22 protein-coding genes and 1 riboswitch are annotated in these 22,519 nt (G+C 72.3%); of the genes, 12 read left to right on the forward strand and 10 right to left on the reverse strand.

What is annotated here, in order from left to right; all coding sequences use genetic code 11:
• The first annotated feature begins 16 nt into the window (after positions 1-16).
• Positions 17-2,425, forward strand: a complete 2,409-nt coding sequence (locus KKZ08_RS10125) for a transglutaminaseTgpA domain-containing protein (protein ID WP_223774133.1) — start codon at positions 17-19, stop codon at positions 2,423-2,425.
• A gap of 93 nt (positions 2,426-2,518) precedes the next feature.
• Here KKZ08_RS10125 and KKZ08_RS10130 read toward each other — a convergent pair whose 3' ends face one another.
• From KKZ08_RS10130 to KKZ08_RS10140, 3 genes are all read right to left on the reverse strand, one after another.
• Positions 2,519-2,932, reverse strand: coding sequence for a DUF3040 domain-containing protein (locus KKZ08_RS10130; RefSeq protein WP_223774134.1), 414 nt, complete (start codon positions 2,930-2,932; stop codon positions 2,519-2,521).
• A 275-nt stretch (positions 2,933-3,207) separates the two neighbouring features.
• A complete protein-coding gene (locus KKZ08_RS10135) occupies positions 3,208-4,071 on the reverse strand; it encodes a methyltransferase (RefSeq protein ID WP_223774135.1) in 864 nt (287 codons plus the stop codon).
• Positions 4,072-4,167: 96 nt separating this feature from the next.
• A complete protein-coding gene (locus KKZ08_RS10140) occupies positions 4,168-4,695 on the reverse strand; it encodes an SAV_6107 family HEPN domain-containing protein (protein WP_223774136.1) in 528 nt (175 codons plus the stop codon).
• Between the two features lie 171 nt (positions 4,696-4,866).
• Here KKZ08_RS10140 and KKZ08_RS10145 point away from each other — a divergent pair, with 171 nt between their 5' ends.
• From KKZ08_RS10145 to KKZ08_RS10165, 5 genes are all read left to right on the forward strand, one after another.
• Positions 4,867-5,652 carry an ATP-binding cassette domain-containing protein gene (locus tag KKZ08_RS10145; protein WP_223774137.1) on the forward strand — a complete coding sequence of 262 codons (786 nt, stop codon included), beginning with the start codon at positions 4,867-4,869 and terminating at the stop codon, positions 5,650-5,652.
• Positions 5,624-7,708: a YhgE/Pip domain-containing protein gene (locus KKZ08_RS10150; RefSeq protein ID WP_223774138.1), complete on the forward strand. Its 2,085-nt coding sequence runs from the start codon at positions 5,624-5,626 to the stop codon at positions 7,706-7,708. Before KKZ08_RS10145 ends, KKZ08_RS10150 begins: the two co-directional genes overlap by 29 nt.
• A gap of 46 nt (positions 7,709-7,754) precedes the next feature.
• The gene (locus KKZ08_RS10155; protein WP_223774139.1) at positions 7,755-8,375 is read left to right on the forward strand and encodes a TetR/AcrR family transcriptional regulator; all 621 of its coding nucleotides are present in this window, start codon (positions 7,755-7,757) and stop codon (positions 8,373-8,375) included.
• Between the two features lie 365 nt (positions 8,376-8,740).
• Entirely contained in the window at positions 8,741-9,355 is a 615-nt protein-coding gene (locus KKZ08_RS10160; protein WP_223774140.1) for a DUF4126 domain-containing protein, read from the forward strand.
• Between the two features lie 49 nt (positions 9,356-9,404).
• Positions 9,405-10,904: an NAD(P)/FAD-dependent oxidoreductase gene (locus KKZ08_RS10165; RefSeq protein ID WP_223774141.1), complete on the forward strand. Its 1,500-nt coding sequence runs from the start codon at positions 9,405-9,407 to the stop codon at positions 10,902-10,904.
• Between the two features lie 25 nt (positions 10,905-10,929).
• Here the strand turns inward: KKZ08_RS10165 and KKZ08_RS10170 are convergent, their stop codons facing one another.
• The 5 genes from KKZ08_RS10170 to KKZ08_RS10190 form a co-directional block, all read right to left on the reverse strand.
• Positions 10,930-11,805: a hypothetical protein gene (locus KKZ08_RS10170; RefSeq protein WP_223774142.1), complete on the reverse strand. Its 876-nt coding sequence runs from the start codon at positions 11,803-11,805 to the stop codon at positions 10,930-10,932.
• Positions 11,806-11,856: 51 nt separating this feature from the next.
• Positions 11,857-12,774, reverse strand: a complete 918-nt coding sequence (gene metF, locus KKZ08_RS10175; RefSeq protein ID WP_223774143.1) for a methylenetetrahydrofolate reductase [NAD(P)H] — start codon at positions 12,772-12,774, stop codon at positions 11,857-11,859.
• A gap of 125 nt (positions 12,775-12,899) precedes the next feature.
• Complete coding sequence (thiE, locus tag KKZ08_RS10180) at positions 12,900-13,559, reverse strand: thiamine phosphate synthase (protein ID WP_223774144.1); 660 nt, start codon at positions 13,557-13,559, stop codon at positions 12,900-12,902.
• A gap of 93 nt (positions 13,560-13,652) precedes the next feature.
• Entirely contained in the window at positions 13,653-14,018 is a 366-nt protein-coding gene (locus tag KKZ08_RS10185; RefSeq protein ID WP_205037939.1) for an Rv2175c family DNA-binding protein, read from the reverse strand.
• 127 nt (positions 14,019-14,145) lie between these two features.
• Complete coding sequence (locus KKZ08_RS10190) at positions 14,146-15,162, reverse strand: FAD-dependent oxidoreductase (RefSeq protein WP_223774145.1); 1,017 nt, start codon at positions 15,160-15,162, stop codon at positions 14,146-14,148.
• A gap of 130 nt (positions 15,163-15,292) precedes the next feature.
• Positions 15,293-15,406: riboswitch (TPP riboswitch) on the forward strand.
• Here KKZ08_RS10190 and thiO point away from each other — a divergent pair.
• The 5 genes from thiO (at position 15,404) to KKZ08_RS10215 (ending at position 20,768) form a co-directional block, all read left to right on the forward strand.
• Positions 15,404-16,660: a glycine oxidase ThiO gene (thiO, locus tag KKZ08_RS10195; protein WP_223774146.1), complete on the forward strand. Its 1,257-nt coding sequence runs from the start codon at positions 15,404-15,406 to the stop codon at positions 16,658-16,660. (Overlaps the previous riboswitch by 3 nt.)
• Positions 16,657-16,884, forward strand: a complete 228-nt coding sequence (thiS, locus tag KKZ08_RS10200) for a sulfur carrier protein ThiS (protein WP_223774147.1) — start codon at positions 16,657-16,659, stop codon at positions 16,882-16,884. Before thiO ends, thiS begins: the two co-directional genes overlap by 4 nt.
• A 7-nt stretch (positions 16,885-16,891) precedes the next feature.
• On the forward strand, positions 16,892-17,686 hold the full coding sequence (locus KKZ08_RS10205; RefSeq protein ID WP_223774148.1) for a thiazole synthase: 795 nt from the start codon (positions 16,892-16,894) through the stop codon (positions 17,684-17,686).
• Between the two features lie 93 nt (positions 17,687-17,779).
• Positions 17,780-19,759: a Stk1 family PASTA domain-containing Ser/Thr kinase gene (gene pknB / locus KKZ08_RS10210; protein WP_223774149.1), complete on the forward strand. Its 1,980-nt coding sequence runs from the start codon at positions 17,780-17,782 to the stop codon at positions 19,757-19,759.
• 109 nt (positions 19,760-19,868) lie between these two features.
• Positions 19,869-20,768, forward strand: coding sequence for a deoxyribonuclease IV (locus KKZ08_RS10215; RefSeq protein ID WP_223774150.1), 900 nt, complete (start codon positions 19,869-19,871; stop codon positions 20,766-20,768).
• Between the two features lie 112 nt (positions 20,769-20,880).
• Here KKZ08_RS10215 and KKZ08_RS10220 read toward each other — a convergent pair whose 3' ends face one another.
• Positions 20,881-21,513, reverse strand: coding sequence for a sulfite oxidase-like oxidoreductase (locus KKZ08_RS10220; RefSeq protein WP_223774151.1), 633 nt, complete (start codon positions 21,511-21,513; stop codon positions 20,881-20,883).
• Positions 21,514-21,676: 163 nt separating this feature from the next.
• Between KKZ08_RS10220 and bfr the strand changes: the two genes are divergently transcribed.
• Entirely contained in the window at positions 21,677-22,156 is a 480-nt protein-coding gene (gene bfr, locus KKZ08_RS10225; RefSeq protein ID WP_223774152.1) for a bacterioferritin, read from the forward strand.
• On the opposite strand, the gene KKZ08_RS10230 is transcribed toward bfr, so the two are convergent.
• Positions 22,153-22,401, reverse strand: a complete 249-nt coding sequence (locus KKZ08_RS10230) for a (2Fe-2S)-binding protein (protein WP_223774153.1) — start codon at positions 22,399-22,401, stop codon at positions 22,153-22,155. The genes bfr and KKZ08_RS10230 overlap by 4 nt on opposite strands.
• Between the last annotated feature and the right edge of the window lie 118 nt (positions 22,402-22,519).

Below are 22,519 nucleotides of genomic sequence, written 5' to 3' on the forward strand. Positions count from 1 at the left end.
CAGTGGGGGGACGGTCATGAGCGGACGCGCGCGGCTCGCGCTGTGTGCCACCGCGGCGACACTGATGGCGTCGAGCGCGTTACTGCCGCTCGTCGATCCGGCGACGTGGTTCGTGCAGGCCGTCATCCTGCTGGTGGTGCAGAGCGGGGTCGGCGCGCTGGCCCGGCGGCTGCCGCTGGCCAGGACGCTCACCGTGGCCGTGCAGGCGCTGGTGTCGCTGCTGCTGCTCACCCTGGTCTTCGCCCGCGAGCAGGCCATCGCGGGCATCCTGCCGGGCCCCGACGTGTTCCGGCGGTTCGCGGTGCTCCTTGAGGCGGGCGGCGAGGACGTCGGGCGGTACGCGATTCCGGCGCCGCTCAGTGACGGCATCCGGCTGATGCTGGTCGGCGGCGTCCTGGTGATCGGCCTCGCGGTGGACGCCCTCGCGGTGACGTTCCGTACGGCGGCCCCGGCCGGGCTGCCGCTGCTCGCGCTGTACTCGGTCGCGGCGGGGCTCTCCGGGGACGGCGCGGGATGGCTGTGGTTCCTGCTCGCCTCGGCCGGATACCTGCTGCTGCTCCTGGCGGAGGGCAGGGACCGGATCTCCCAGTGGGGCCGGGTGTTCGGCGGCGCGGCGCGCGCTCCGGGGCGGGTCTCCGGGGGCCTGGAGAGCGGCGGCGGGGCGATCGCCCCGGTCCGCACGGGCCGGCGCATCGGCGCCCTCGCCCTCGGCATCGCCCTGGTGGTGCCGCTCGCCCTGCCGGCCCTGGACGGCGGTCTCCTGGACGGTTCCGGTGGCCCCGGCGGGGGCGGCTCGGGCGGCGGCGGGACGATCTCCGCCGTCAATCCCCTGGTCGCGCTCCAGGACAGCCTGAACCAGCCGGAGGACCGCGAGGTCATCACCTACCGGACGAACGCCGAGCGGACCGACGACCTGTATCTGCGGATCGTCTCGCTCGACCAGTTCGACGGCACCACGTGGAAGACCACCGTCCGGAGCATCGAGGACGTGCCCTCTCCCCTGCCGACGCCACGGGGTCTGCTCCCGGACGTCCGCAGGAGCGAGATCCAGACGAACATCTCCGCCGCCGACGGCTACGCGCAGAACTGGCTGCCGATGCCCTTCCCGGCCAGCGACGTGAAGATCGGCGGCCGCTGGCGGTACGAGCCGGTGGGCCGCGCCCTCGTCGGCGACCGGGGCCAGACCACGCGCGGCGCCCGTTACGAGGTCAAGAGCCTGGTCGTGGAGCCCACCGCCGAGCAACTCGCGGACGCTCCATCGCCCCCCGCGGACCTGCGGAAAGAGTTCACCAAGGTCCCTGACTCGCTGCCGGGGCTGGTCGGGGCCACGGCCCGCCGGGTCACCAAGGGCTCCGCGAACCCCTACGAGCAGGCGGTCAAGCTCCAGGACTACTTCGCCTCGGACGGCGGGTTCACGTACAACACCCAGGTGCGGGCGGGCAGCGGACCCGCCGCGATCGAGAAGTTCCTGCGGCAGAAGGAAGGCTTCTGCGTCCACTTCTCCTTCGCGATGGCCTCCATGGCGCGCACGCTCGGCATCCCGGCCCGCGTCGCGGTGGGCTTCACGCCGGGTTCCGCGCAGGCCGACGGCACGATGTCGGTCGGGCTGCGGGACGCGCACGCCTGGCCCGAGCTGTATTTCGAAGGCGTGGGCTGGACCCGCTTCGAGCCGACGCCGAGCCGGGGCACGGTGCCCGAGTACACCCGCTCCGATGTCCCCTCGGGCGACGCGAGCGACCCGGACGCCCCGGAGCCGGCCCGCTCCTCGGAGCCGTCCACGGCGCCCTCGGCGTCCGACAGCTGCCCGCCGGACGTGCGCAAGCAGGGCGGCTGCGCGAGCGCCGCGCCGCAGGTCGCCGCTGGTTCGGGTGGTGACGGGCCACCCATCCAGATGATCGTCCTGGTGGCCCTCGCGGTCCTGCTCGTCGTCACGCTGCCCGTGCTGCCGATGCTGTGGCGGACCCGGATGCGGTCGGCGCGGCTCGGCGCCGGCGGTCGTACACCGGGGGACGCCGTCGCGCGGACCCTGGCCGCCTGGCTCGAAGTGACCGACACGGCCTGGGACCACGGCATTGAGCCGGACGAGTCACAGACCCCGCGCAACGCCGCCGCGCGGATCGTCCGCATCGGGCAGCTGCCGTCGGGGCCCGCGGAGGCCGTCCACCGGGTGGCGACCGCCGTGGAGCAGGCGCTCTACGCTCCGAGCCCGCGACTTCCGGTGACAGGGCTCTCGCAGGACGTGCTGCGCGTACGGGAAGGACTGCACGCCACGTCGACCCGCTCCGCCCGGCTGCGGGCGACGCTCGCGCCGCGTTCGGCCGCACGGGTGGTGTGGGCGGTCTCGGACCGCTGGTCGGCGTCGAGCGCCCGCTGGAGCGAGCGGGCCGCCAAGCGGTGGGCGGCGCTGACGCGGAGGCATGCGTAAGCGCACGCACAGGTAAGGGGTGACCGCCCACCAGGGCGGTCACCCCTTACACACGCTCATCAAGTCTGTTCGGTCAGCCTTGCCGGGCCGGGCTCACTGACCGCCCTGCTGTTCGTCGCGGCGGCGCTGCCACCGCTGCTCGATGCGGTCCATGACGGAACGACGCTGCCTCGTCTGTCTGCGGGCATGGGGCCCACCCTGCGCCGTGGCCGCGCCCGCGGGCTGTTCGCCCGGTTTCGGGGCCTTGCGCCAACCGGTGACGGCGAGCACCGCGCAGCCCAGCATGACGAGGAACCCCACCACGCTGATCCAGATCTGCTGGGCGACCATTCCGGCCATGAGAAGGGCGATGCCCACCAGGAAGCCCACGACCGCTTGGTAGACCCGCTTCCGGGTGTACGTACGCAGCCCGCTTCCCTCAAGCGCTGTCGCGAACTTGGGATCTTCGGCGTACAGCGCTCGCTCCATCTGCTCGAGCATGCGCTGCTCGTGCTCCGAGAGCGGCACGGAGTCCTCCTCATCGTGCAGTCGCCGGGGCGACCGGGGGTCCCCTTCAGGATAGGCAGGGAATCGCCCCCGTGAAACCCGCCCCTCTGCGCCAACTTCGCCAAACCGGACCTTCACATCGCTCCGGCTCGCTGAAGCGTGCATTCCCCGGCGGCCGGACCGTCATGCAGGACGGTGTCCTTCGATCATACGGCGCCAGTAGCCCGTTCGGGGGTCCTGTGGCGTACTCCATGTGCGGTTGCGTCCCTGATCAGCGGGGCAGCCACGCCCGTACCTCAGGCCGCCGTGCCACCTCGGGGCCCGCGCGCCTCACCGAGCACATGCAGCTGGGTGGCCACGGAGTGGAAGGCGGGCAGCTCGGCGGCGGCGGCCTCCAGCGCCAGGAGGGCGTCCAGGGCGCCGGGCTCGGTGTCCACGAGGACGCCGGGGACCAGGTCGGCGAAGACCCGCACGCCGTGCACGGCGTCGACGCGTACGCCCGCGGCCTCGACCAGCTCGGTGAGCTGCTCGGCGGTGAAGCGGCGCGGCACGGGGTCGCCCGCGCCCCAGCGGCCCGCCGGGTCGGTGAGCGCCGTCCGGGCCTCCTTGAAGTGGCCAGCGAGGGCGCGCGCGAGCACGGCCCCGCCGAGTCCGGCGCCGAGCAGGCTGAGCACTCCGGAGGGGCGCAGCGCGTCGACGGCGAGGCGCACGCCCTCGGCCGGGTCGTCCACGTACTCCAGGACGCCGTGACACAGGACGGCGTCGAAGCCGCCGCGCTCGACGACGTCGAAGAGGCCGAGCACGTCGCCCTGGACGCCGCGCACGCGGTCGGCGACCCCGGCCTCGGCGGCCCTGCGCTCCAGGGCGAACAGGGCGTTGGGGCTGGGGTCGACGACGGTGACGCGGTGGCCGAGCCGGGCGACGGGCACCGCGAAGTTGCCGCTGCCGCCTCCGGTGTCGAGCACGTCGAGTTCGGTGCGCGCCTGACGGCCCGTGACCTCGACGCGGCGGTCGAGGGCTTCCTTCAGGACGTCCCAGACCACGGCGGTACGCAGCGACGCGCGGGGCCGGGGGGCTCCCGAGGAATCCGAGGAGTCCGAGCGCGGCGACGCCGTCTGAGCGTGGTGGTGGGAGGCGGGCGGGCGCATCGGGTCCGACACGGCAGTTGACTCCTCGGCGCGTGGGTGCGATTTCCCCCACCCTATTGCCTGCCGCGCAGTGCCCTTGTCACCTGTCCACGGGCGCGGACGTGCCGGTCAGCTCGCGTCCGGCGGCTCCTGCCTCGGCTGGGGCAGCACGGGCTGGAGCACCAGCATCCGCTCGACCAGACGCAGGAACATCGCCACGTCACGGAGCAGGTCGTCGGCGTCGCGGGCGGTGGCGGCGCCTTGAATGCCCGCCTCGGCGCGCGCCCTGCGGGCGGCGCCGGAGGCGAACAGTGCGCTCCACTCGGTCAGTTCGGGGGCTATCTCCGGCAGGACTTCCCAGGCGCTGCGGATGCGCTGCCTGCGGCGCGGGGTCGTCTCGGGGCGGCCGCGCGCGGCCAGGACGGCGGCCGCGGTGCGCAGGGCGGCGAGGTGGGCGGTGGCATAGCGCTCGTGCGGGGCGTCCAGGCGGGCGGCCTCGTCGATGCCGGCGTGGGCCTGGGCGAGCAGTTCGAGTGCGGCGGGCGGGGCGGTCGCGCGGCGCAGGACGGGGTGGACGTCGCTCGCCGGGCCGGCGGTCGAGGGTGCGTGGCCGACGGCGGGGTGCCGACGTGCGGCTGCCGCGGAAGTGCTGGCCATGACGAACCTCCTGTCGTCGTGTGACGGCGCAGTGGCCGTATGTACCCATCGTGGAGTACGCCACTGACAATCGGCTCTGACCTGGCCCTTTGCCTCGAGCGGGGGTTCGGGCCTACTTTTGTACTGACCAGTCAGTTCAAAAGACGGTTCAAAGAGGGGCAGGGGGGGACTGTGGACGGTCCGACCGACGGCGTGCCCGGAGCCGCCGTCACCGCCGAGGGCCTCGGGCTCAAGGGGCCGCGGGGCTGGGCGTTCCGCGGCGTCGGCTTCGACGCGGAGCCCGGGTCGCTGATCGCGCTGGAGGGCCCGTCGGGGTCGGGCCGCACCTGTCTGCTGCTCGCTCTGACGGGACGTATGCGCGCCACCGAGGGCCACGCGCGCGTGGGACGGCATCATCTTCCGAAGCAGCTCGCGGCGGTGCGCCGGATCAGCGGGCTCGGGCCCGTGCCGGGCATCACCGACCTCGACCCGGCTTTGACCGTCGCGGAGCACCTGCACGAACGCGCCCTGCTGGAGCGGCGGTTCGGCGGGCCGCTGTGGGGACTCCTGAGGCCGCGCACCGAGCGGGCGGCCGAGATGCGCTCACGCGTAGAGACCGCGCTGGCAGCCGCCGGGCTCGACATGGAGTCGCTGCCCAAGGGGCGGCGGACCTCCGTACGCGACCTGGAGCGGCTGGAGGCCCTGCGGCTGTCCGTCGCCCTGGCGCTGATCGGCCGGCCGAGCGTCCTCGGCGTCGACGACACCGACCTCAAGCTCCCGGACGCCGAACGGGCCGAGGCCTGGGGCCTGCTGAAGTCCCTCGCCGAGAGCGGGACGACCGTCGTGGCGGTGTGCAGCGAGGCGCCGGACGGCGCGGTCGTGGTGCGCACCGGCACCCACGAAGCGGCTCAGGAACGGCACCGCACCGACGACGACAAGGAGACGGCGGATGCGCTCGCCGAAGCTCGCCGCGCTTGAGCTCAGGCGCTTCGGCAGGGGAAAGCTGCCGCGCGCCGCGCTCGTGGCGCTCCTGCTGCTGCCCCTGCTGTACGGCGCGCTGTACCTGTGCTCCTTCTGGGACCCGTACGGCCGTCTCGACCGCATCCCCGTGGCCCTCGTCAACGAGGACAAGGGGGCCACCGCGCAGGGCAAGAAGCTCGCGGCGGGCGATTCCATCGTCGAGGGGCTGCGCGACAGCAAGACCTTCGAGTGGCACGAGGTCACCGACGCCGAGGCGCGCAAGGGCGTCGAGGACGGGACGTACTACCTGTCGCTGACCATGCCGTCGGACTTCAGCAAGCGCATCGCGTCGAGTTCGGGGGACTCTCCGGAGACGGGCGCTCTGCGGGTCCGTACGAACGACGCCAACAACTACATCGTCGGGCAGATCTCGCGGACGGTCTTCTCCGAGGTGCGCACGGCCGCGTCCACGAAGGCCTCGCGCTCCTTCCTCGACAAGATCTTCATCTCCTTCTCCGACATCCACGGCAAGACGCAGAAGGCCGCCGAGGGCGCCGACAAGCTCGACGGCGGCATCGGCAAGGCGAAGAAGGGCACGACGGACCTCGCGAAGGGTCTCGGTGACGCCAAGGACGGCAGCGGCGACCTGGCCTCGGGCGTGAAGAAGCTCCACAAGGGCGCGGGTGAGCTGAAGAGCGGCTCCCAGCGGGTCGCGGACGGCACGCGGAAGCTCGCCGGCAAGGTCAACGGCACCGCCGAGAAGGTGCGGCCCTTCCTCAAGGACAACGGCAAGACCATCGGGGACACCGCCCAGCTGGTCGCCGACTCCTCCAAGGCGATGCGCCGCAACCTGCACACGTGGGTCAAGCTCGCTCCCGCGGCCGCCAAGGGCGCCGAGGAGGGCTCCAAGACCCTCGGGGCCTTCTACACCAAGCGCTGCGAGACGGCCCCCGTGCCGGACCCGGCCTGCCCGGAGATCAAGGAGGCCAAGAAGGCCGCGGAGAACGTGTCGGCCCTCGCGGACGACATGAACACGCTGATCAAGGACCACAGCGGCGACGTCAAGAAGCTCGACAGGCACCTGGCCACGCTCCAGAAGAAGTCGCAGGAGCTCGCCGACCGGGCCCCGCACCTCGACGAGGACCTGGAGAGGGCCGTCACGCAGATCAACGAGCTGAACAAGGGCGCGGGCAAGGTCGCCGCCGGCGCCAGGAAGCTGCACACCGGCCTCGGCACCGCCAAGACCGGGGCGAGCGACCTGGACGCGGGCATCACCAAGCTGGAGACGGGCGCGAGCGACCTCAAGGGCGGCATGTTCAAGCTGGCCGACGGTTCCGCGAAGCTGTCCGGCGGGCTGCACGACGGCGTCAAGAAGATCCCCGATTACGGCAAGAAGGACCGCGACGACCGCACCGGCGTCATGGCCGACCCCGTACAGCTCGCCTCGCAGTCGCTGCACAAGGCGCCCAACTACGGCACCGGCTTCGCGCCCTACTTCATTCCGCTCTCCCTGTGGGTCGGCGCGATGGTGGCGTACATGCTGATCCAGCCGCTCAACCGGCGCGCGCTCGCCGCCGGTGCCTCCGCGTGGCGCATCGCGCTGGCCGGCTGGCTGCCGGTGGCGGCCCTCGGGGTGCTCCAGACGGTGGCCCTCATGTCCGTCCTGCACTGGGGCCTCGGTCTCCAGATGGCCAGGGCGGCCGGCACGATCGGGTTCCTGTTCCTGGTCACGGCGTGCTTCGCGGCCATCGTGCAGTGGCTCAACGCCCGCTTCGGAGCGGCCGGGCGGATCCTCGTCCTCGCCCTGCTCATGCTCCAGCTGACGTCGGCGGGCGGCACCTATCCCGTGCAGACGAGCCCCGGCTTCTTCGGCGCGGTCCACCCCTACCTGCCGATGAGCCACGTCGTCGACGCCCTGCGCAGACTGATCACCGGCGGCGGCCTGGCACCCGTATGGCTGGCGTGCGGGGTCCTGGCGGCCTTCACCGTGGGCGCCCTCGCGCTCACCGCGCTCTCCGCCCACCGCAAGCAGGTATGGACCCTTGACCGGCTGCATCCGGAGCTGAGCCTGTGACCACGGCGGAGCCGGGGAGCCCGGCGGACCTGTGAGAATCAGGGCCATGGACAGCAGTGCAGGCAGCACCCGCCGCGAGGCCACCCGGCAGAAGCTCTACGAGGCAGCCGTCACCCTCATCGCGGAGCAGGGTTTCTCCGCGACGACGGTCGACGAGATCGCCGAACGGGCCGGGGTCGCGAAGGGCACCGTCTACTACAACTTCGCGAGCAAATCGGTCCTCTTCGAAGAGCTGCTGCGGCACGGCGTCGGCCTGCTCACCGCCTCCCTGAAGGACGCGGCCGAGGCGACGGCCAAGAACGGCGGCAGCAAGGTCGACGCCCTCGACGCGATGATCAGGGCCGGTCTCGTCTTCATCAACCGCTATCCGGCCTTCACCCAGCTGTACGTCGCCGAACTGTGGCGCACCAACCGCGCCTGGCAGTCCACCCTCCTGGTGGTCAGGCAGCAGGCCGTCGCGGTCGTCGAGGACGTGCTGCGCGAGGGCGTCGGGAACGGCGAGTTGAGCGAGGAGATCGACATCCCGCTGACGGCGGCGGCGCTCGTCGGCATGGTGCTGGTGGCCGCCCTCGACTGGCAGGCCTTCCAGCCGGAGCGCTCCCTGGACGACGTGCACGCGGCCCTGTCCCGCCTGTTGCAGGGCCGGGTGAGCGGCACGCGCGCGTAGCGGCCGCCTTCCGCGCGCAGACGACGGCGCCGGTCCGGTACCCCCTGTTCTCCAGGCGGCACCGGACCGGCGCTTCTTCGTGTCCCCCGTAGCCCCCGTGCGACCCCCGTGTGGTCGTTCCCCCGAGTCACCCCCGTACCTCGCTCCCGCCTCGCGGCGGAAGGAGCGGTCAAGGGCGCTGCGCCGTTCCGCCGCCCCGTGTCGGCGGTACCGGCGCCGCGCCCTTCTCCGTGCCCCACACTCTGCCGTCCGCGCAGGTCGGAGCCCATCCGCGCGCGTACTCATCTCACCGACTAGGTACGGATACTCAGGCGTGCGGGCGCCACCTCAGGCCGCCTCGTCCCGGAGTGGTTACGATCGCGTCCGTGTCCGTACTCCCCCTGGTGTTCACCAGCGGCTGGGCGAGCGGGATCAACGCGTACGCCGTTGTCCTGCTGCTCGGCGTCTTCGGCGCGACCGGGATCAGCGACGAGATCCCCGAGGCGCTCCAACGGCCGGACGTGCTGATTGTGGCCGGTGTGCTCTTCGTCTGTGAGGCCGTCGCCGACAAGATCCCGTACGTCGACTCGGTCTGGGACACGGTGCACACCGTGATCCGGCCGGTCTCCGGAGCCGTGGTGGGGGCGCTCCTCGCGGGGCAGAGCGGCTCCCTCCCCGACCTCGCCGCGGGCGCCGTGGGCGGGTCGACGGCGCTGGCCAGCCATGCGGTGAAGGCCGGGACACGGATGGCGATCAACACCTCGCCGGAGCCGTTCAGCAACGTCGTGATGAGCACGGCCGAGGACCTCGGGGTCGGCGGGATCATCTCCTTCGCGATGTTCTACCCCGAGGCCGCGGCGATCATCGCGGCCGTGCTCCTGCTGCTCGGCCTCTTCCTGCTGTTCTTCCTGATCTCCCGCATCCGCAGGTTCCTGCGGCGCAGGGCGCAGCGGCGCGAGGAGAAGCGGCTGGCGGCACGGACGGGACCGCCCCCGCTCTGAGGCCGGGGCCGCGGCGTGACTGTCAGTGGCGGCCGATAAGGTCCCTGGCATGGCACGGATTGTGGTGATCGGCGCCGGGATGGGCGCGATGACGGCGGCCGCCCGGCTGGCCGTCGCGGGCCACCGGGTGGTGGTGTACGAACGCGGGCGGACCTACGGCGGCGCGCTCGGCCGCGTCGAGCGGGATGGCTTCGCCTTCGACACCGGACCGGGACTGCTCCCGCTCCCCGCGGTCTACCGCGACCTGTTCGTCAAGACCGGCAAGGAACCTCTGGAGAAGTGCGTCGAGCTCTCCCAGGTGGAGCCCGCCGTGCGCCATGTCTTCGCCGACGGCACCACGACGGACCTGCCGAACGCCTCACGCGCGGGCGTCGGCGAGGCCCTGGACGCGGCGCTCGGCGACGGCGCGGGCGCCCGCTGGGCGGCGTTCATGAACCGCGCCAGGGAGACCTGGGACCGCACCCGCCGCCCCCTGCTCGAAGAGCCGCTGTACCCCAACTGGGAGGTGCTCGGCTCCCGCGAGCCCTACCCCGCGGTGCCCCACAAGCGCCTGCTGCGCCGCGAGCGCCGCGCGGCCACGCTCAGCGAGATCGGTGAGCTGGAGCTGGGCGGCGACGCCCGCCTTGTCGCGCTCCTGGAGCAGTTCGCCCTGGCGCACGGCCTCGACCCCCGCACGACCCCGGCGAGCTCGGCCGTCCTGCCGTACCTGGAGCAGACGTTCGGCACCTGGTCGGTGCGAGGCGGTCTGCGCGCGCTGGCCGAGGCGGTGTACGAGCGGTGCCTGGCCCGCCGGGTCGAGTTCGTGTTCGACGCGGCGGTGGTCCGGATCGTCGAGAAGGACGGCCGGGCCGCGGGCGTGGAGCTCGCCGACGGCACGACGGCCGAGGCGGACTTCGCCGTCGCCGGCGTGGCGCCCGCCGTCCTGGCCGGAATGCTGCCCGGTGTGAACATACGGTCGGAGGGTGATGTGCCCGCACGCTCCGGGATGCCCAGCCGTCTGACGGTCCTGTTGGCCCTCTCCGGCGCCCGCCCCGAGGGCACCCCGCACCGGACGGTGCTGCACTCCGCCGACCGTCAGGACGAGCTCGACCGCCTCTTCGGAGAGCGGCCCGGCCTGCCCGCCTCCCCCACGGTCACGGTGCTGCGCCCCGACGACCCCGATCTCACGCCCGACGGCGCACACGAAGCGGTGACGCTCACGGTGACGGTCCCGGCACACCTGGAGGTCTCCCCGGCCGACGTCGAGCGCGTGATCTCCCGCGCCGAGGCCGTGCTCCCCGGCCTGCGCGAACGCCTCCTGTGGCACCGGGCGCACACCCCGGCGGACATCGCGGAGGCCACCGGCGCCGACGGCGGTTCTGTCCCGGCCCCGGCGCTCGCCGCGGCCGACGGCGCGCTCCTGCACCCGGCCAACAGCACCCGCCTGCCGGGCCTCTTCGCGGTCGGCGGCTGGTCGCACCCCGGCGGCGGCCTGCCCCACGCGGGCATGTCGGGCGCGCTGGTCGCCGGGCTGATCGTCGAGGGACCGGAGTTCCGCGGCTCGCAGTGACCTCAAGGGGCCGGTGAGCAGCGGGTCAGTAGCGGTACTGCTGTTCGTTGTGGCCCGAGTCGTAGCCGGAGTCGTCGTATCCGCCGGAGTGGCCGCCGGTCTGCCCGCCTTGGTACGGATACGGCTGCTCCGCCGGGAGTTCGCCGCCGTACGGCTCGTCGGTGGTGCGCTGGTGCGGCACCCAGACGCCGCCGGGCGGGGTGTCGTTGTAGACCTCGCCGAGCCCGCCGTAGGTGTCGCCGCCGTAGGGGGCGTACTGCTGCTGGTCGCCGTAGGCGTCGTAGCTCTGCCGGGCGCCGTAGGTCTGCGTGCCGACGTACGGGTCCGAGTACGCGGCGTACTGCTGGTGGCCGGTCTCGTCGTAGTGGTAGTTCTGCTGGTCGTAGCCGGTGTAGGCGGCGGCGTCATAGCCCTGGCCGCCGTCACCGTGGTAGGCGTCGCCCGCGGCCGGCGGGGCGTGCGCGGCGTCGGTGTAGACGCCGTACTGCCCGGTGTCGTCGGGCAGCGGCTCCGGTTCGTAGACCCCGGGGGCGTGCGCGGGCGGCGGCGGGGCCTGCTCGTACTCCAGGTCGGACACCTGGAGCGTCGGCTCCTGCGCGGCGGCCGCGCCCTGGGACGGCTTCTTGCGGCGCTTGCTGAGGCCCGGCTTCCCGCCCAGCGCCCAGCCGGTGGAGAAGCCCCGGCGGAACGACAGCGTCACGTACGTCTGGCCGACCGCGAAGGCGATGGCGCCGGCCGCGATGACCGGGACCGACGACATCACCACGCCGACGACGACGCCCAGGAAGCCCACGAACGCCAGCAGCCGCCAGCGCAGCCTGGCCTTGTACTGGAGCAGCACCTCGCCCAGCAGCCACAGCGCGACGAATCCGAACGCGATGTAGAGGACCGTCCAGCCCATGTACGCCCCACTCCCCTACGGCCGCCGCCCGTGGGTACGGGGTACTGCCGTTCAAGCCTGCTGGTGCAGACCAAGATTCTCGTAGATTTCCAGCGTCGCCGTGGAGTTGTTGAGCGTGATGAAGTGCAATCCCGGCACGCCTTCGGCCAGCAATCGCGCGCAGAACTCCGTCGCGAACTCGATGCCAATGGAGCGTACAGCGGCGGGATCCTCTTTGGCCGCGAGGATCCTGTCTTTCAGCTCGGCCGGGAACACGGCGTTGCTGAGCTGCGGCAGCCGGTCGAGCTGGCGCACGTTGGTGACCGGCATCATCTCGGGGATGATCGGCGTCGCGCAGCCCGCCGCCTCGACGCGGTCGCGCAGCCGCAGGTACTCCTCCGGGTCGAAGAACATCTGCGTGATCGCGTAGTCCGCGCCGGCCCGGCACTTGTCGATGAAGTGCCGGGTGTCGGACTCCCAGTCGGGCGAGCGGGGGTGCATGGCGGGGAAGGCCGCGACGCCCACGCAGAAGTCGCCGGACTCCTTGATGAGTTCGACCAGTTCGGAGGCGTAGGTGAGGCCCTCGGGGTGCGCGACCCACTCGCCGAGCGGGTCGCCGGGCGGGTCGCCGCGGACCGCCAGCATGTTCCGGATCCCGGCGTCCGCGTACTGCCCGATGATGTTGCGCAGCTCGGCCACGGAGTGGTCGACCGCGGTCAGGTGGGCGACGGGCGTCAGCGTGGTGTCGGCGACAATCTGCTGGGTCTCCTTGACCGTGCCGGTGCGCGTCGAACCACCCGCTCCGTAGGTGACGGAGACGAAGTCCGGGGCGACCGCCTCGACCCGGCGCAGCGCGTTCCACAGATTCCGCTCGCCCTTCGGGGTCTTCGGCGCGGAGAACTCGAAGGAGTACGTCGTCTTGCCGGTCGCGAGCATGTCGCGCACGGTGCGCGCGCGGTCAGTCCTGGTGGAAGCTGTGCCTAGGGCCATACGGGCAGGTTAGCCAGGCCCTGGCGGTCACCCAACCGGGCCTGGGGATTTCATCCCATTTGCCGGTTTCTTGTCCACGGATCGGACACGGATCGGACACCACCGAGCGAGTGCCGAGCAGGTGCTCAGTCGGCCGTACGCAGCCGCTTCGCGAAATCCGCCGCCGCGGCGCCCGGGTCGTCGGCCTCGCTGATCGCCCGTACGACGACGACGCGGCGCGCGCCCGCTTCGAGCACCTCGTCGAGGTTGCCCGCGTCGATGCCGCCGATGGCGAACCAGGGGCGGTCCGTGCCGAGGGAGGCCGTGTAGCGGACCAGGTCGAGGCCCGGGGCGTGACGCCCCGGCTTGGTGGGGGTGGGCCAGCAGGGGCCGGTGCAGAAGTAGTCCACGCCCTCCTGGACGGCGGCCGCGGCGGCCTCGGACTCGGCGTGCGTGGAGCGGCCGATGAGTACGTCGTCGCTGCCGCCGAGGATGGCGCGGGCCGCGGGGACGGGCAGGTCGCCCTGGCCCAGGTGGAGGACGTCGGCGCCGATGGCGTGCGCGACGTCCGCGCGGTCGTTCACCGCGAGGAGCTTGCCGTGGCGCCGGGCGGCGTCGGCGAAGACCTGGAGGTGCTCCAGCTCCTCGGCCGCCTCCATGCCCTTGTCGCGCAGCTGCACGATGTCGACGCCGCCCGCGAGGACGGCGTCGAGGAAGTCGGGGAGGTCTCCCTGACGCTTGCGGGCATCCACGCACAGGTAGAGCCGGGCGTCGGCGAGCTGGGCGCGCGGGTGGTCGGCGGCCATGGAGAAGTCCCCCCGGTGTCGGTGGGCGTGCGGGCCGCGCGTCGCGCGGCCCGCATCCCGAACGGTGTGTTCAGTCAGACGACGGGCGCCTGCTCAGACGGCGAGCGCCTGGGCGCGGCGCTTCACCTCCGTGCCGCGATTCTCGCTCAGTGCCTGCGCGGGGGTGCCGGGCAGGGTCGGGTCGGGGGTGAAGAGCCACTCGAGCATCTCTTCGTCGGAGAAACCGTCGTCCCTCAGGAGCGTCAAGGTGCCGACGAGGCCCTTGACGACCTTGTCGCCGTCGATGAAGGCGGCCGGCACCTGGAGCGTCCGGTTCTCACCACGGCGTACGGCGATCAGCTGGCCGTCCTTGACCAGCTGGCGTACGCGCGTCACCTCGACGTCGAGCATTTCCGCGATGTCGGGGAGGTGGAGCCAGGCGGGGACGAGAGCATCGGTCTTTGCGTCAATCTCGGTCACCGTCCCAGCGTATCTCTGGCCGGAGGCCTACAGCGGACGGCACCGCGCCCGGCGGTCCGGGGGCGCGTGACCGGGTGCGGGTGCGTGAGGGCTGGGCGCGCAGTTCCCCGCGCCCCTGGCAGGGGCGTTATAGCGCTGCCTTTTTCAGGGGCACCGACGGGTCTGCCGTCAGAGTGGGGTCCAGGCGGGTGCCTGACTCGATCAGTTTGCGGCCCTGGGCCAGGTCCCGGGGGCGGCCCACCGCGAGGACCGCCACCAGGGCGCCGGACCGCAGCCAGCAGACCGACCAGGCCATGCCCGTGGGGTCGCCGCGCCACACCAGCTCGTCCGTCGGCGTGTGATGGCCCGCGTACTGCACGAAGCGGCCGAACTGCTCCGACCAGAAGTACGGCACCGGGTCGTACGCCGCGGGGTCCTCGCCGATGATGTTCGCCGCGACCGTGCGCGGGCCCTGGAGGGCGTTGTCCCAGTGGTGGACGAGCAGTCGTTCGCCGTACCGCCCGGAAGGGAACGAGGCGCAGTCGCCGACCGCGTACACGTCGGGCACCGAGGCGCGCAGGTGGTCGTCGGCCACGACTTCCCCGTGGGCGCCGAGGGCGATGCCGGAGCCGGTCAGCCAGGCGGTCGCATGCACGACCCGGCGCGCGGCCACGTGCTCCACGCAGCACCTCCGGCGCGTCCAGCCCGCGCCCACCACCACGATGTCGTGCTGCGCGGCGAGTACCGGCCGCAGCCGCGCGGCGTCGTCCAGGGTGCGCAGGAGGTGGACGCCGGGAACGCCCTCGGTGCCCGGCAGCCGGATCGGCTCGGCGCCGGTCGCGAGCACCAGGACGTCATAGGCGACCGGGCCCTCGGCCGTGTCCAGCTCATGGTCCGCGGGGCGCACCCCGGTGACCTCGCGGCCCAGGCGGAGCCCGATGCCGAGCGCCTCGAAGTCGATGTCGAAGGCGGAGCCCTCCGCCTTGCCGAGCAGCACCGCCTTGGACAGCGGCGGCCTGTCGTACGGCTGGTGGGGTTCCGCGCCGATCACGGTGACCGGACCGGCGAAACCCCGCTCACGCAGGGCCACGGCGGTCTGCACCCCTGCCATCCCGGCGCCGACGATGACGACGTGCCGCTCGCTCTGCCTCTGCTGCTCGCTCACCCGATCACTGTAGGGCGGCGGACGGCGGCGCCTTCAGAGGCGGGCGGGGAGATCTCTGACACACCGTCACCGCCCATGGCGGCACGGCTCCCCTACTGCCGCGCGGGGCGACGGGCTAGGGTGGCCGGTGCAGAGCACTCGCGGGAGCCCGGACGCACCGGGCTGAGAGGGAGGCTGGGACGGCCTCCGACCGTACGAACCTGATCCGGGTCATGCCGGCGAAGGGAGGGGCTGGACGCCCATGCAGCCACGTACACCACCCCGCACACCATCCTGTGCGCCACCGGCGGAATCGAAGACTCCGACGGACGTCCTCGTCGTGGGGGGCGGCATCATCGGCCTGGTCACGGCCTGGCGGACCGCGCAGCGCGGACTCTCCGTCGCCGTCGTCGACCCCGAGCCTGGCGGCGGGGCCGCGCAGGTGGCGGCCGGCATGCTGGCCGCCGTCACCGAACTGCACCACGGCGAGCAGACGCTGCTCGCACTCAACCTCGAATCCGCGCGGCGCTATCCGGACTTCGCCGCCGAACTGGCCGAGGCGAGCGACCGCGGTGTCGGCGACCTCGGCTACCGCGCGTGCGGCACGCTCGCCGTCGCGCTCGACTCCGACGACCGCGCCCACCTGCGCGAACTGCACGCCCTTCAGTGCCGGTCCGGCCTGGAGTCGCAGTGGCTGAGCGGCCGCGAGTGCCGCCGCCTGGAGCCGATGCTCGCACCGGGCGTGCGGGGCGGGCTACGGGTCGACGGCGACCACCAGGTCGACCCGCGCCGGCTCGCGGCGGCGCTGCTAGTGGCCTGCGAGCGGGCGGGCGTCACCTTCCACCGCGGCTGGGCCGAGCGGCTCTCGGTCGTACGCGACCGGGCCGGGGGAGTCGTCCTCGGGGACGGCACCGAACTGCACGCGGACCAGGTCGTGCTGGCGGCGGGCAGCCTCAGCGGGCGCCTCGCGGGCGTTCCCGACGACGTCCTGCCGCCCGTGCGGCCGGTGAAGGGGCAGGTGCTGCGCCTGACGGTGCCGAAGGCGTACGCGCCGTTCCTGAGCCGCACCGTGCGCGCGGTCGTGCGCGGTGGCGCCCTCTACCTCGTCCCCCGCGAGAACGGCGAACTCGTCGTCGGCGCCACCAGCGAGGAGCTCGGCTGGGACACCACGGTCACCGCGGGCGGCGTCTACGAACTCCTGCGGGACGCCCACGAACTCGTGCCCGGCATCACCGAGCTGCCGTTGACCGAGACCCGCGCGGGCCTGCGCCCCGGCTCCCCCGACAACGCGCCCCTGCTCGGCCCGACGCGGCTGCCCGGGCTCCAGCTGGCCACCGGGCACTACCGCAACGGCGTCCTGCTGACGCCCCTGACGGGCGACGTCATGGCGCACTCCCTGGCCACCGGTGAGCTTCCCGACGAGGCGCGGCCGTTCACCCCGCGCCGCTTCACCGAGCCCTCCCTCGTACCCCCTACGCAGCCACTGCCCACGCAGTCGTTCACGGAGCAACCCGCATGAGTACGCCCGCCTCCAGTACGCCCTTCACCGTTTCCGTCAACGGAGAGGTACGCGACGTGACCTCGGGCACCACGCTCGAAGCCCTCGTCGCCACCCTCACGGCGGCCCACTCCGGTGTCGCCGCCGCCCTCAACGAAACCGTCGTCCCGCGCGCGCGGTGGTCCGGCACCGTGCTCGCCGCCGGTGACCGCGTCGAAGTACTCACCGCAGTCCAGGGAGGCTGATCCGACCATGGCAGACGACCCTTTCGTCATCGGCGGACTCACCCTCTCCTCGCGCCTGATCATGGGCACGGGCGGGGCGCCCAGCCTCGACGTCCTCGAACGCTCCCTCGTCGCGTCCGGCACCGAACTGACCACGGTCGCCATGCGCCGCCTCGACCCCGGCGTGCAGGGCTCGGTGCTCTCCGTCCTGGACCGGCTCGGCATCCGCGTCCTGCCGAACACGGCGGGCTGTTTCACCGCCGGGGAGGCCGTCCTCACGGCCCGTCTCGCACGCGAGGCGCTCGGCACGGATCTCGTGAAGCTGGAGGTGATCGCGGACGAGCGCACGCTGCTCCCGGACCCGATCGAGCTCCTGGACGCCGCCGAGACCCTCGTCGACGACGGCTTCACGGTCCTTCCGTACACGAACGACGACCCGGTGCTCGCGCGCAAGCTCCAGGACGTGGGGTGCGCGGCGATCATGCCGCTCGGCTCCCCCATCGGCTCGGGGCTCGGCATCCGCAACCCGCACAACTTCCAGCTGATCGTCGAGCACGCGCGCGTGCCGGTGATCCTGGACGCGGGCGCGGGCACGGCGTCCGACGCGGTGCTCGCCATGGAGCTGGGGTGCGCGGGTGTGATGCTCGCCTCGGCCGTGACGCGGGCGCAGGAGCCGGTCCTGATGGCGGAGGCCATGCGGCACGGCGTCGAGGCGGGCCGCCTCGCGTACCGGGCCGGGCGGATCCCCCGCCGCCACTTCGCGGAGGCGTCGTCCCCCGCGGAGGGCAAGGCGCGGCTGGATCCGGAGCGGCCGGCGTTCTGAGCGACGGCGGGAACGGTCACAGCTGCGCTGCAGTCCGGCCGCGGGCCCACCGCACCGGCCACGGTGTCGGTGGGGGCTCGTAGACTCCCCTGCGTGGACACGACCCTTCAGGACCCCCTCGTCGGGCAGCTGCTCGACAGCCGTTACCGGATCGAGGGGCGCATCGCGGTCGGCGGGATGGCCACGGTCTACCGGGCCGTGGACACCCGCCTCGACCGCGTGCTCGCGCTCAAGGTGATGCACCCCACGCTGGCGGCCGACGCCTCCTTCGTGGAGCGCTTCATCCGCGAGGCGAAGTCGGTCGCCCGCCTCTCGCACCCGAACGTGGTCGGCGTCTTCGACCAGGGCACCGACGGGGCGTACGTCTATCTGGCGATGGAGTACGTGGCAGGCTGCACGCTGCGTGACGTCCTGCGCGAGCGCGGCGCGCTCCAGCCGCGGGCCGCGCTCGACATCCTGGAGCCGGTCCTCGCCGCGCTCGGCGCCGCGCACCGCGCCGGGTTCGTGCACCGCGACATGAAGCCCGAGAACGTCCTCATAGGGGACGACGGCCGGGTGAAGGTCGCCGACTTCGGCCTCGTACGCGCGGTGGACACCGTCACGAACACGACCGGCACCGTCCTTGGCACCGTCTCCTATCTCGCTCCCGAGCAGATCGAGCACGGCACGGCGGACACGCGCGTGGACGTGTACGCCTGCGGCGTGGTGCTCTACGAGATGCTGACCGGCGCGAAGCCGCACTCCGGGGACTCCCCCGCCCAGGTGCTCTACCAGCACCTCAACGAAGACGTGCCGCCCCCGTCGGCGGCCGTGCCGGGGCTCCCCTTCGCCCTCGACGAGCTGGTCGCCTCCGCCACCGCCCGCACCCCCGACGTCCGCCCGCACGACGCGGTGGCCCTCCTCGCCCAGCTGCGCCAGGCGCGGGCCGCCCTCACCGAGGAGCAGCTCGACGCGGTGCCGCCGCAGGCCCGCGCGGCGGAGCATGACGCCCCCGGCCACCATGACAACTCCGAGGACCGCACCAGCGTGATCCCGCGCGCGGACCGCTCGGCGCAGCTCCCGCTGCCACTCCCGCTCTCGGCCGAGGCAGAGCAGGGCCGGCAGGACGCCCTGAACCGCACCAGCGTTCTGACGACACCGCCGCCGGCGCCACCCGCCCCGGCACGGCGCTCGCGCGGCCCGTTCGATCCGCGCCGCCGCACGATCGCGGTGGTGGCCGCGGTGCTCCTGGCCCTCGGCCTGGGCGCGGGTGTCTGGTACATCAACTCCGGCCAGTTCACGGAGGTCCCGCCGCTCCTGGCGAAGACCGAGGCGCAGGCCGAGAAGCGTCTGGCGGAAGCCGGCCTCGAGGTCAAGGAGATCAAGCGCGAGTACAGCGACACCGACAAGCGCGGCACGGTCATGGGGACCGACCCCGCACCGGGCGAGCGCATCCGGCAGAACGACCAGGTGACGCTGACCATCTCGCGGGGCCCGGAGAAGGTGAAGGTGCCGGACGTCAAGGGCATCCCGCTGGCCGAGGCGAAGAAGGAGCTGAAGAACTCCGGTCTCGCCCCCGGCATGGTCACCAAGACCTTCAGCGAGGACGTCGCGAAGGGCTCCGTGGTGCGTACGGACCCGCGGGCCGGCTTCACCCGCAAGGCCGACTCGGCCGTCGCCCTGATCGTCAGCAAGGGCCGCCAGGTCGAGGTGCCGGACGTGGTGGGCGAGTCCGAGGCCGACGCCGTAGCGGACCTGGAGGACGCCGGGCTGAAGGCGAAGATCAAGTCGGCCCGCATCCACTCCGACGAGGACAAGGGCGCCGTCGCCGCGCAGGACCCCGTGGCGGACAAGCCGCTCGCCGAGGGGGACACGGTCACGCTGACGATCTCCAAGGGCCCCCCGATGGTCGAGGTCCCGGACGTCACCGGGATGAGCGTCGACGAGGCCGTGGACAAGCTGGAGTCGAAAGGCTTCGCGGTGGAGAAGGACCGCGGGCTGCTCGGCCTCTTCGGGGACACGGTGAAGGACCAGTCGGTGGACGCGGGCGACGAGGCCCCCAAGGGGTCGACGATCACCATCGAGATCCGCTGAGCCTGGGCCCCCGGGGGTCCGCGCGGGCCCCCTCCGCCCCGGCGGGGATGACGAAGCCCACCCCCGGCCGATGCCCGCCCGGCCCCGCCCACGTGCCACCCTTGACGGCGTGAGCAGCAACAAATCCCCCCGTCCGGCGTCCTTGGGCGCCGCGTCCCGCAACCCCGTCGGCGCCCACATCCCCGTGGCCGGCGGTCTCGCCTCCGTAGGACTGTCGTACGCCCGTGATCTCGCCGCCGAGGCCGTCCAGGTCTTCGTCGCCAACCCGCGCGGGTGGGCGACCCCGCCCGGCAATCCGAAGCAGGACGAGGAGTTCCGCGCGGCCTGCGCCGCCGGGAACATCCCTGCGTACGTCCACGCGCCCTACCTCATCAACTTCGGCTCGCACACCGAGGCGACCGCCGAGAAGTCCGTGGACTCCCTTCGCCACTCGCTGCGCCGGGGCCGTGAGATCGGCGCGCTCGGAGTCGTCGTGCACACCGGTTCGGCGACCGGCGGCCGCGACCGGGGGGTCGCCCTCAAGCAGGTGCGCGAACTCGTGCTGCCGCTGCTCGACGAGCTGACGCACGACGACGACCCGTTCCTGCTCCTGGAGTCGACGGCCGGCCAGGGCGCCTCGCTCTGCTCCCGCACCTGGGACTTCGGCCCCTACTTCGAGGCACTCGACGCGCACCCGAAGCTGGGCATCTGCCTGGACACCTGCCACATCTACGCGGCGGGCCACGACCTGACGGGCCCGAGCGGCATGCAGCAGACCCTGGATCTCCTCGTGGACACGGTCGGCGAGGGCCGCCTGAAGCTCGTGCACGCCAATGACTCCAAGGACGTCGTCGGCGCCCACAAGGACCGCCACGAGAACATCGGCACCGGACACATCGGCGAGGAGCCCTTCCGCGAGCTGATGCGCCACCCGGCCACCGAGGGCGTACCGCTGATCATCGAGACGCCCGGCGGCAAGGAGGGACACGCGGCGGACGTGGCGCGACTCAAGGGGCTCAGGAGCGACTAGGGAAACCTGGGCCCGACCGCCCTGTGGCCCGGCGCGATGGACGCGCATCCGCACTGGGTGCCGAGTTCGTGATCACGACCCCGGTGGACCAGCGGGCATCCGCACCCGGCAGCTAGAGCTCGGGGCCGTCCCCGGGCTCTTCCTGGTACGAGTAGCGCTGCTCACGCCAGGGGTCCCCGACGTTGTGATAGCCGCGCTCCTCCCAGAAGCCGCGGCGGTCGGCGGTCATGTACTCGACGCCGCGGACCCACTTGGGGCCCTTCCACGCGTACAGGTGCGGGACCACGAGCCGCAGCGGGAAGCCGTGCTCCGCGGTGAGCAGTTCACCGCCTTTGTGGGTGGCGAAAATCGTGCGGTCGGAGGCGAAGTCGTCCATCCGCAGATTCGAACTGAAGCCGTACTCGGCCCAGACCATGACGTGGGTGGCGTCGGGCGCGGGCGGCGCGAGTTCCAGGATCGTACGGGCCGCCACTCCGCCCCACTCGGCGCCCAGCATGCTGAACTTCGTCACGCAGTGCAGATCGCCGACCACGGTGGTGTACGGCAGGGCCGAGAACTCCTCGTGGGTCCAGCAGTGCTTCTCGCCGTCCGCGGTGGCCCCGAAGACCCTGAACTCCCAGCGCTCGGGCCGGAACTTCGGCACCGGCCCGTAGTGCGTGACCGGCCAGCCGCGCTGGAGCCGCTGACCCGGCGGAAGCTCCGGCTCCGCTGCCTGTCGAGATGCGCGTTCCGCCGGCTGACCCATGACTCCATCCTGACAGACGGGGAACAGTAGGCGTGACCAGACGAAGTCTGACAGATGCGGATTCGGGCAACTCCTACTAAGCGTGCACTTACTGGACGGCCTCCGAACACCGGTGCAAGGATGCGCGCTACCTGCCCAGACACCGTTGGAAGGAGCCTTTGCGATGCAGGGCGACCCCGAGGTCATCGAATTTCTCAACGAGCAGCTGACCGCCGAGCTGACGGCGATCAACCAGTACTTTCTCCACGCCAAGATGCAGGAGAACTTCGGCTGGACGAAGCTCGCCAAGTACACCCGGGCCGAGTCGTTCGACGAGATGAAGCACGCGGAAGTGCTGACCGACCGGATTCTCTTCCTCGACGGGCTGCCCAACTATCAGCGGCTCTTCCACGTGCGCGTGGGCCAGACCGTCACCGAGATGTTCCAGGCGGACCGGCAGGTCGAGGTGGAGGCGATCGACCGCCTCAAGCGCGGGATCGAGGTGATGCGCACCAAGGGCGACATCACGTCGGCGAACATCTTCGAGTCGATCCTCGCGGACGAGGAGCACCACATCGACTATCTCGACACGCAGCTGGAGCTGGTCGAGAAGCTGGGTGAGCCGCTCTACCTCGCGCAGCTCATCGAGCAGCCGGAGAGCTAGGCGGCCTCGGGAAGCTCGGCCTCGGGGGCCAGCGCCACGGCGGGCTCTCCCTGGTCGACGAGCTCCCTGCGGGGGCACGCGCCCCGGCCGAGCAGCGCCTGGATGCGCCGTACGCACGAACCGCAGTCCGTGCCCGCCTTGCAGGCCGACGCTATCTGGCGGGGGGTGCAGGCGCCGTCCGCCGCGTGCTTCTTCACCTGCGCCTCGGTGACCCCGAAGCAGTTGCAGACGTACACGCGGCTCACCTCCCGGACAGAAGAGACAGGACGGACATGACTTATCGACAGCGCCGTCCCGATTGATCGGTGAGGCAAACCTAACCTTACCCATGACTCCGGGCCCACAAAAGCCCCCGTACGACGG

The organism is Streptomyces sp. 135 (assembly GCF_020026305.1).
Lineage (GTDB): Bacteria > Actinomycetota > Actinomycetes > Streptomycetales > Streptomycetaceae > Streptomyces.

Coding starts and splice junctions, on each gene's coding strand:
- KKZ08_RS10125 (WP_223774133.1), top strand. CDS start 17: ATGAGCGGACGCGCGCGGCTCGCGCTGTGTGCCACCGCGGCGACACTG.
- KKZ08_RS10140 (WP_223774136.1), bottom strand. CDS start 4,695: ATGGCCAGCACTTCCGCGGCAGCCGCACGTCGGCACCCCGCCGTCGGC.
- KKZ08_RS10150 (WP_223774138.1), top strand. CDS start 5,624: ATGCGCTCGCCGAAGCTCGCCGCGCTTGAGCTCAGGCGCTTCGGCAGG.
- KKZ08_RS10155 (WP_223774139.1), top strand. CDS start 7,755: ATGGACAGCAGTGCAGGCAGCACCCGCCGCGAGGCCACCCGGCAGAAG.
- KKZ08_RS10165 (WP_223774141.1), top strand. CDS start 9,405: ATGGCACGGATTGTGGTGATCGGCGCCGGGATGGGCGCGATGACGGCG.
- KKZ08_RS10170 (WP_223774142.1), bottom strand. CDS start 11,805: ATGGGCTGGACGGTCCTCTACATCGCGTTCGGATTCGTCGCGCTGTGG.
- metF (WP_223774143.1), bottom strand. CDS start 12,774: ATGGCCCTAGGCACAGCTTCCACCAGGACTGACCGCGCGCGCACCGTG.
- thiE (WP_223774144.1), bottom strand. CDS start 13,559: ATGGCCGCCGACCACCCGCGCGCCCAGCTCGCCGACGCCCGGCTCTAC.
- thiO (WP_223774146.1), top strand. CDS start 15,404: ATGCAGCCACGTACACCACCCCGCACACCATCCTGTGCGCCACCGGCG.
- thiS (WP_223774147.1), top strand. CDS start 16,657: ATGAGTACGCCCGCCTCCAGTACGCCCTTCACCGTTTCCGTCAACGGA.
- KKZ08_RS10205 (WP_223774148.1), top strand. CDS start 16,892: ATGGCAGACGACCCTTTCGTCATCGGCGGACTCACCCTCTCCTCGCGC.
- KKZ08_RS10220 (WP_223774151.1), bottom strand. CDS start 21,513: ATGGGTCAGCCGGCGGAACGCGCATCTCGACAGGCAGCGGAGCCGGAG.
- bfr (WP_223774152.1), top strand. CDS start 21,677: ATGCAGGGCGACCCCGAGGTCATCGAATTTCTCAACGAGCAGCTGACC.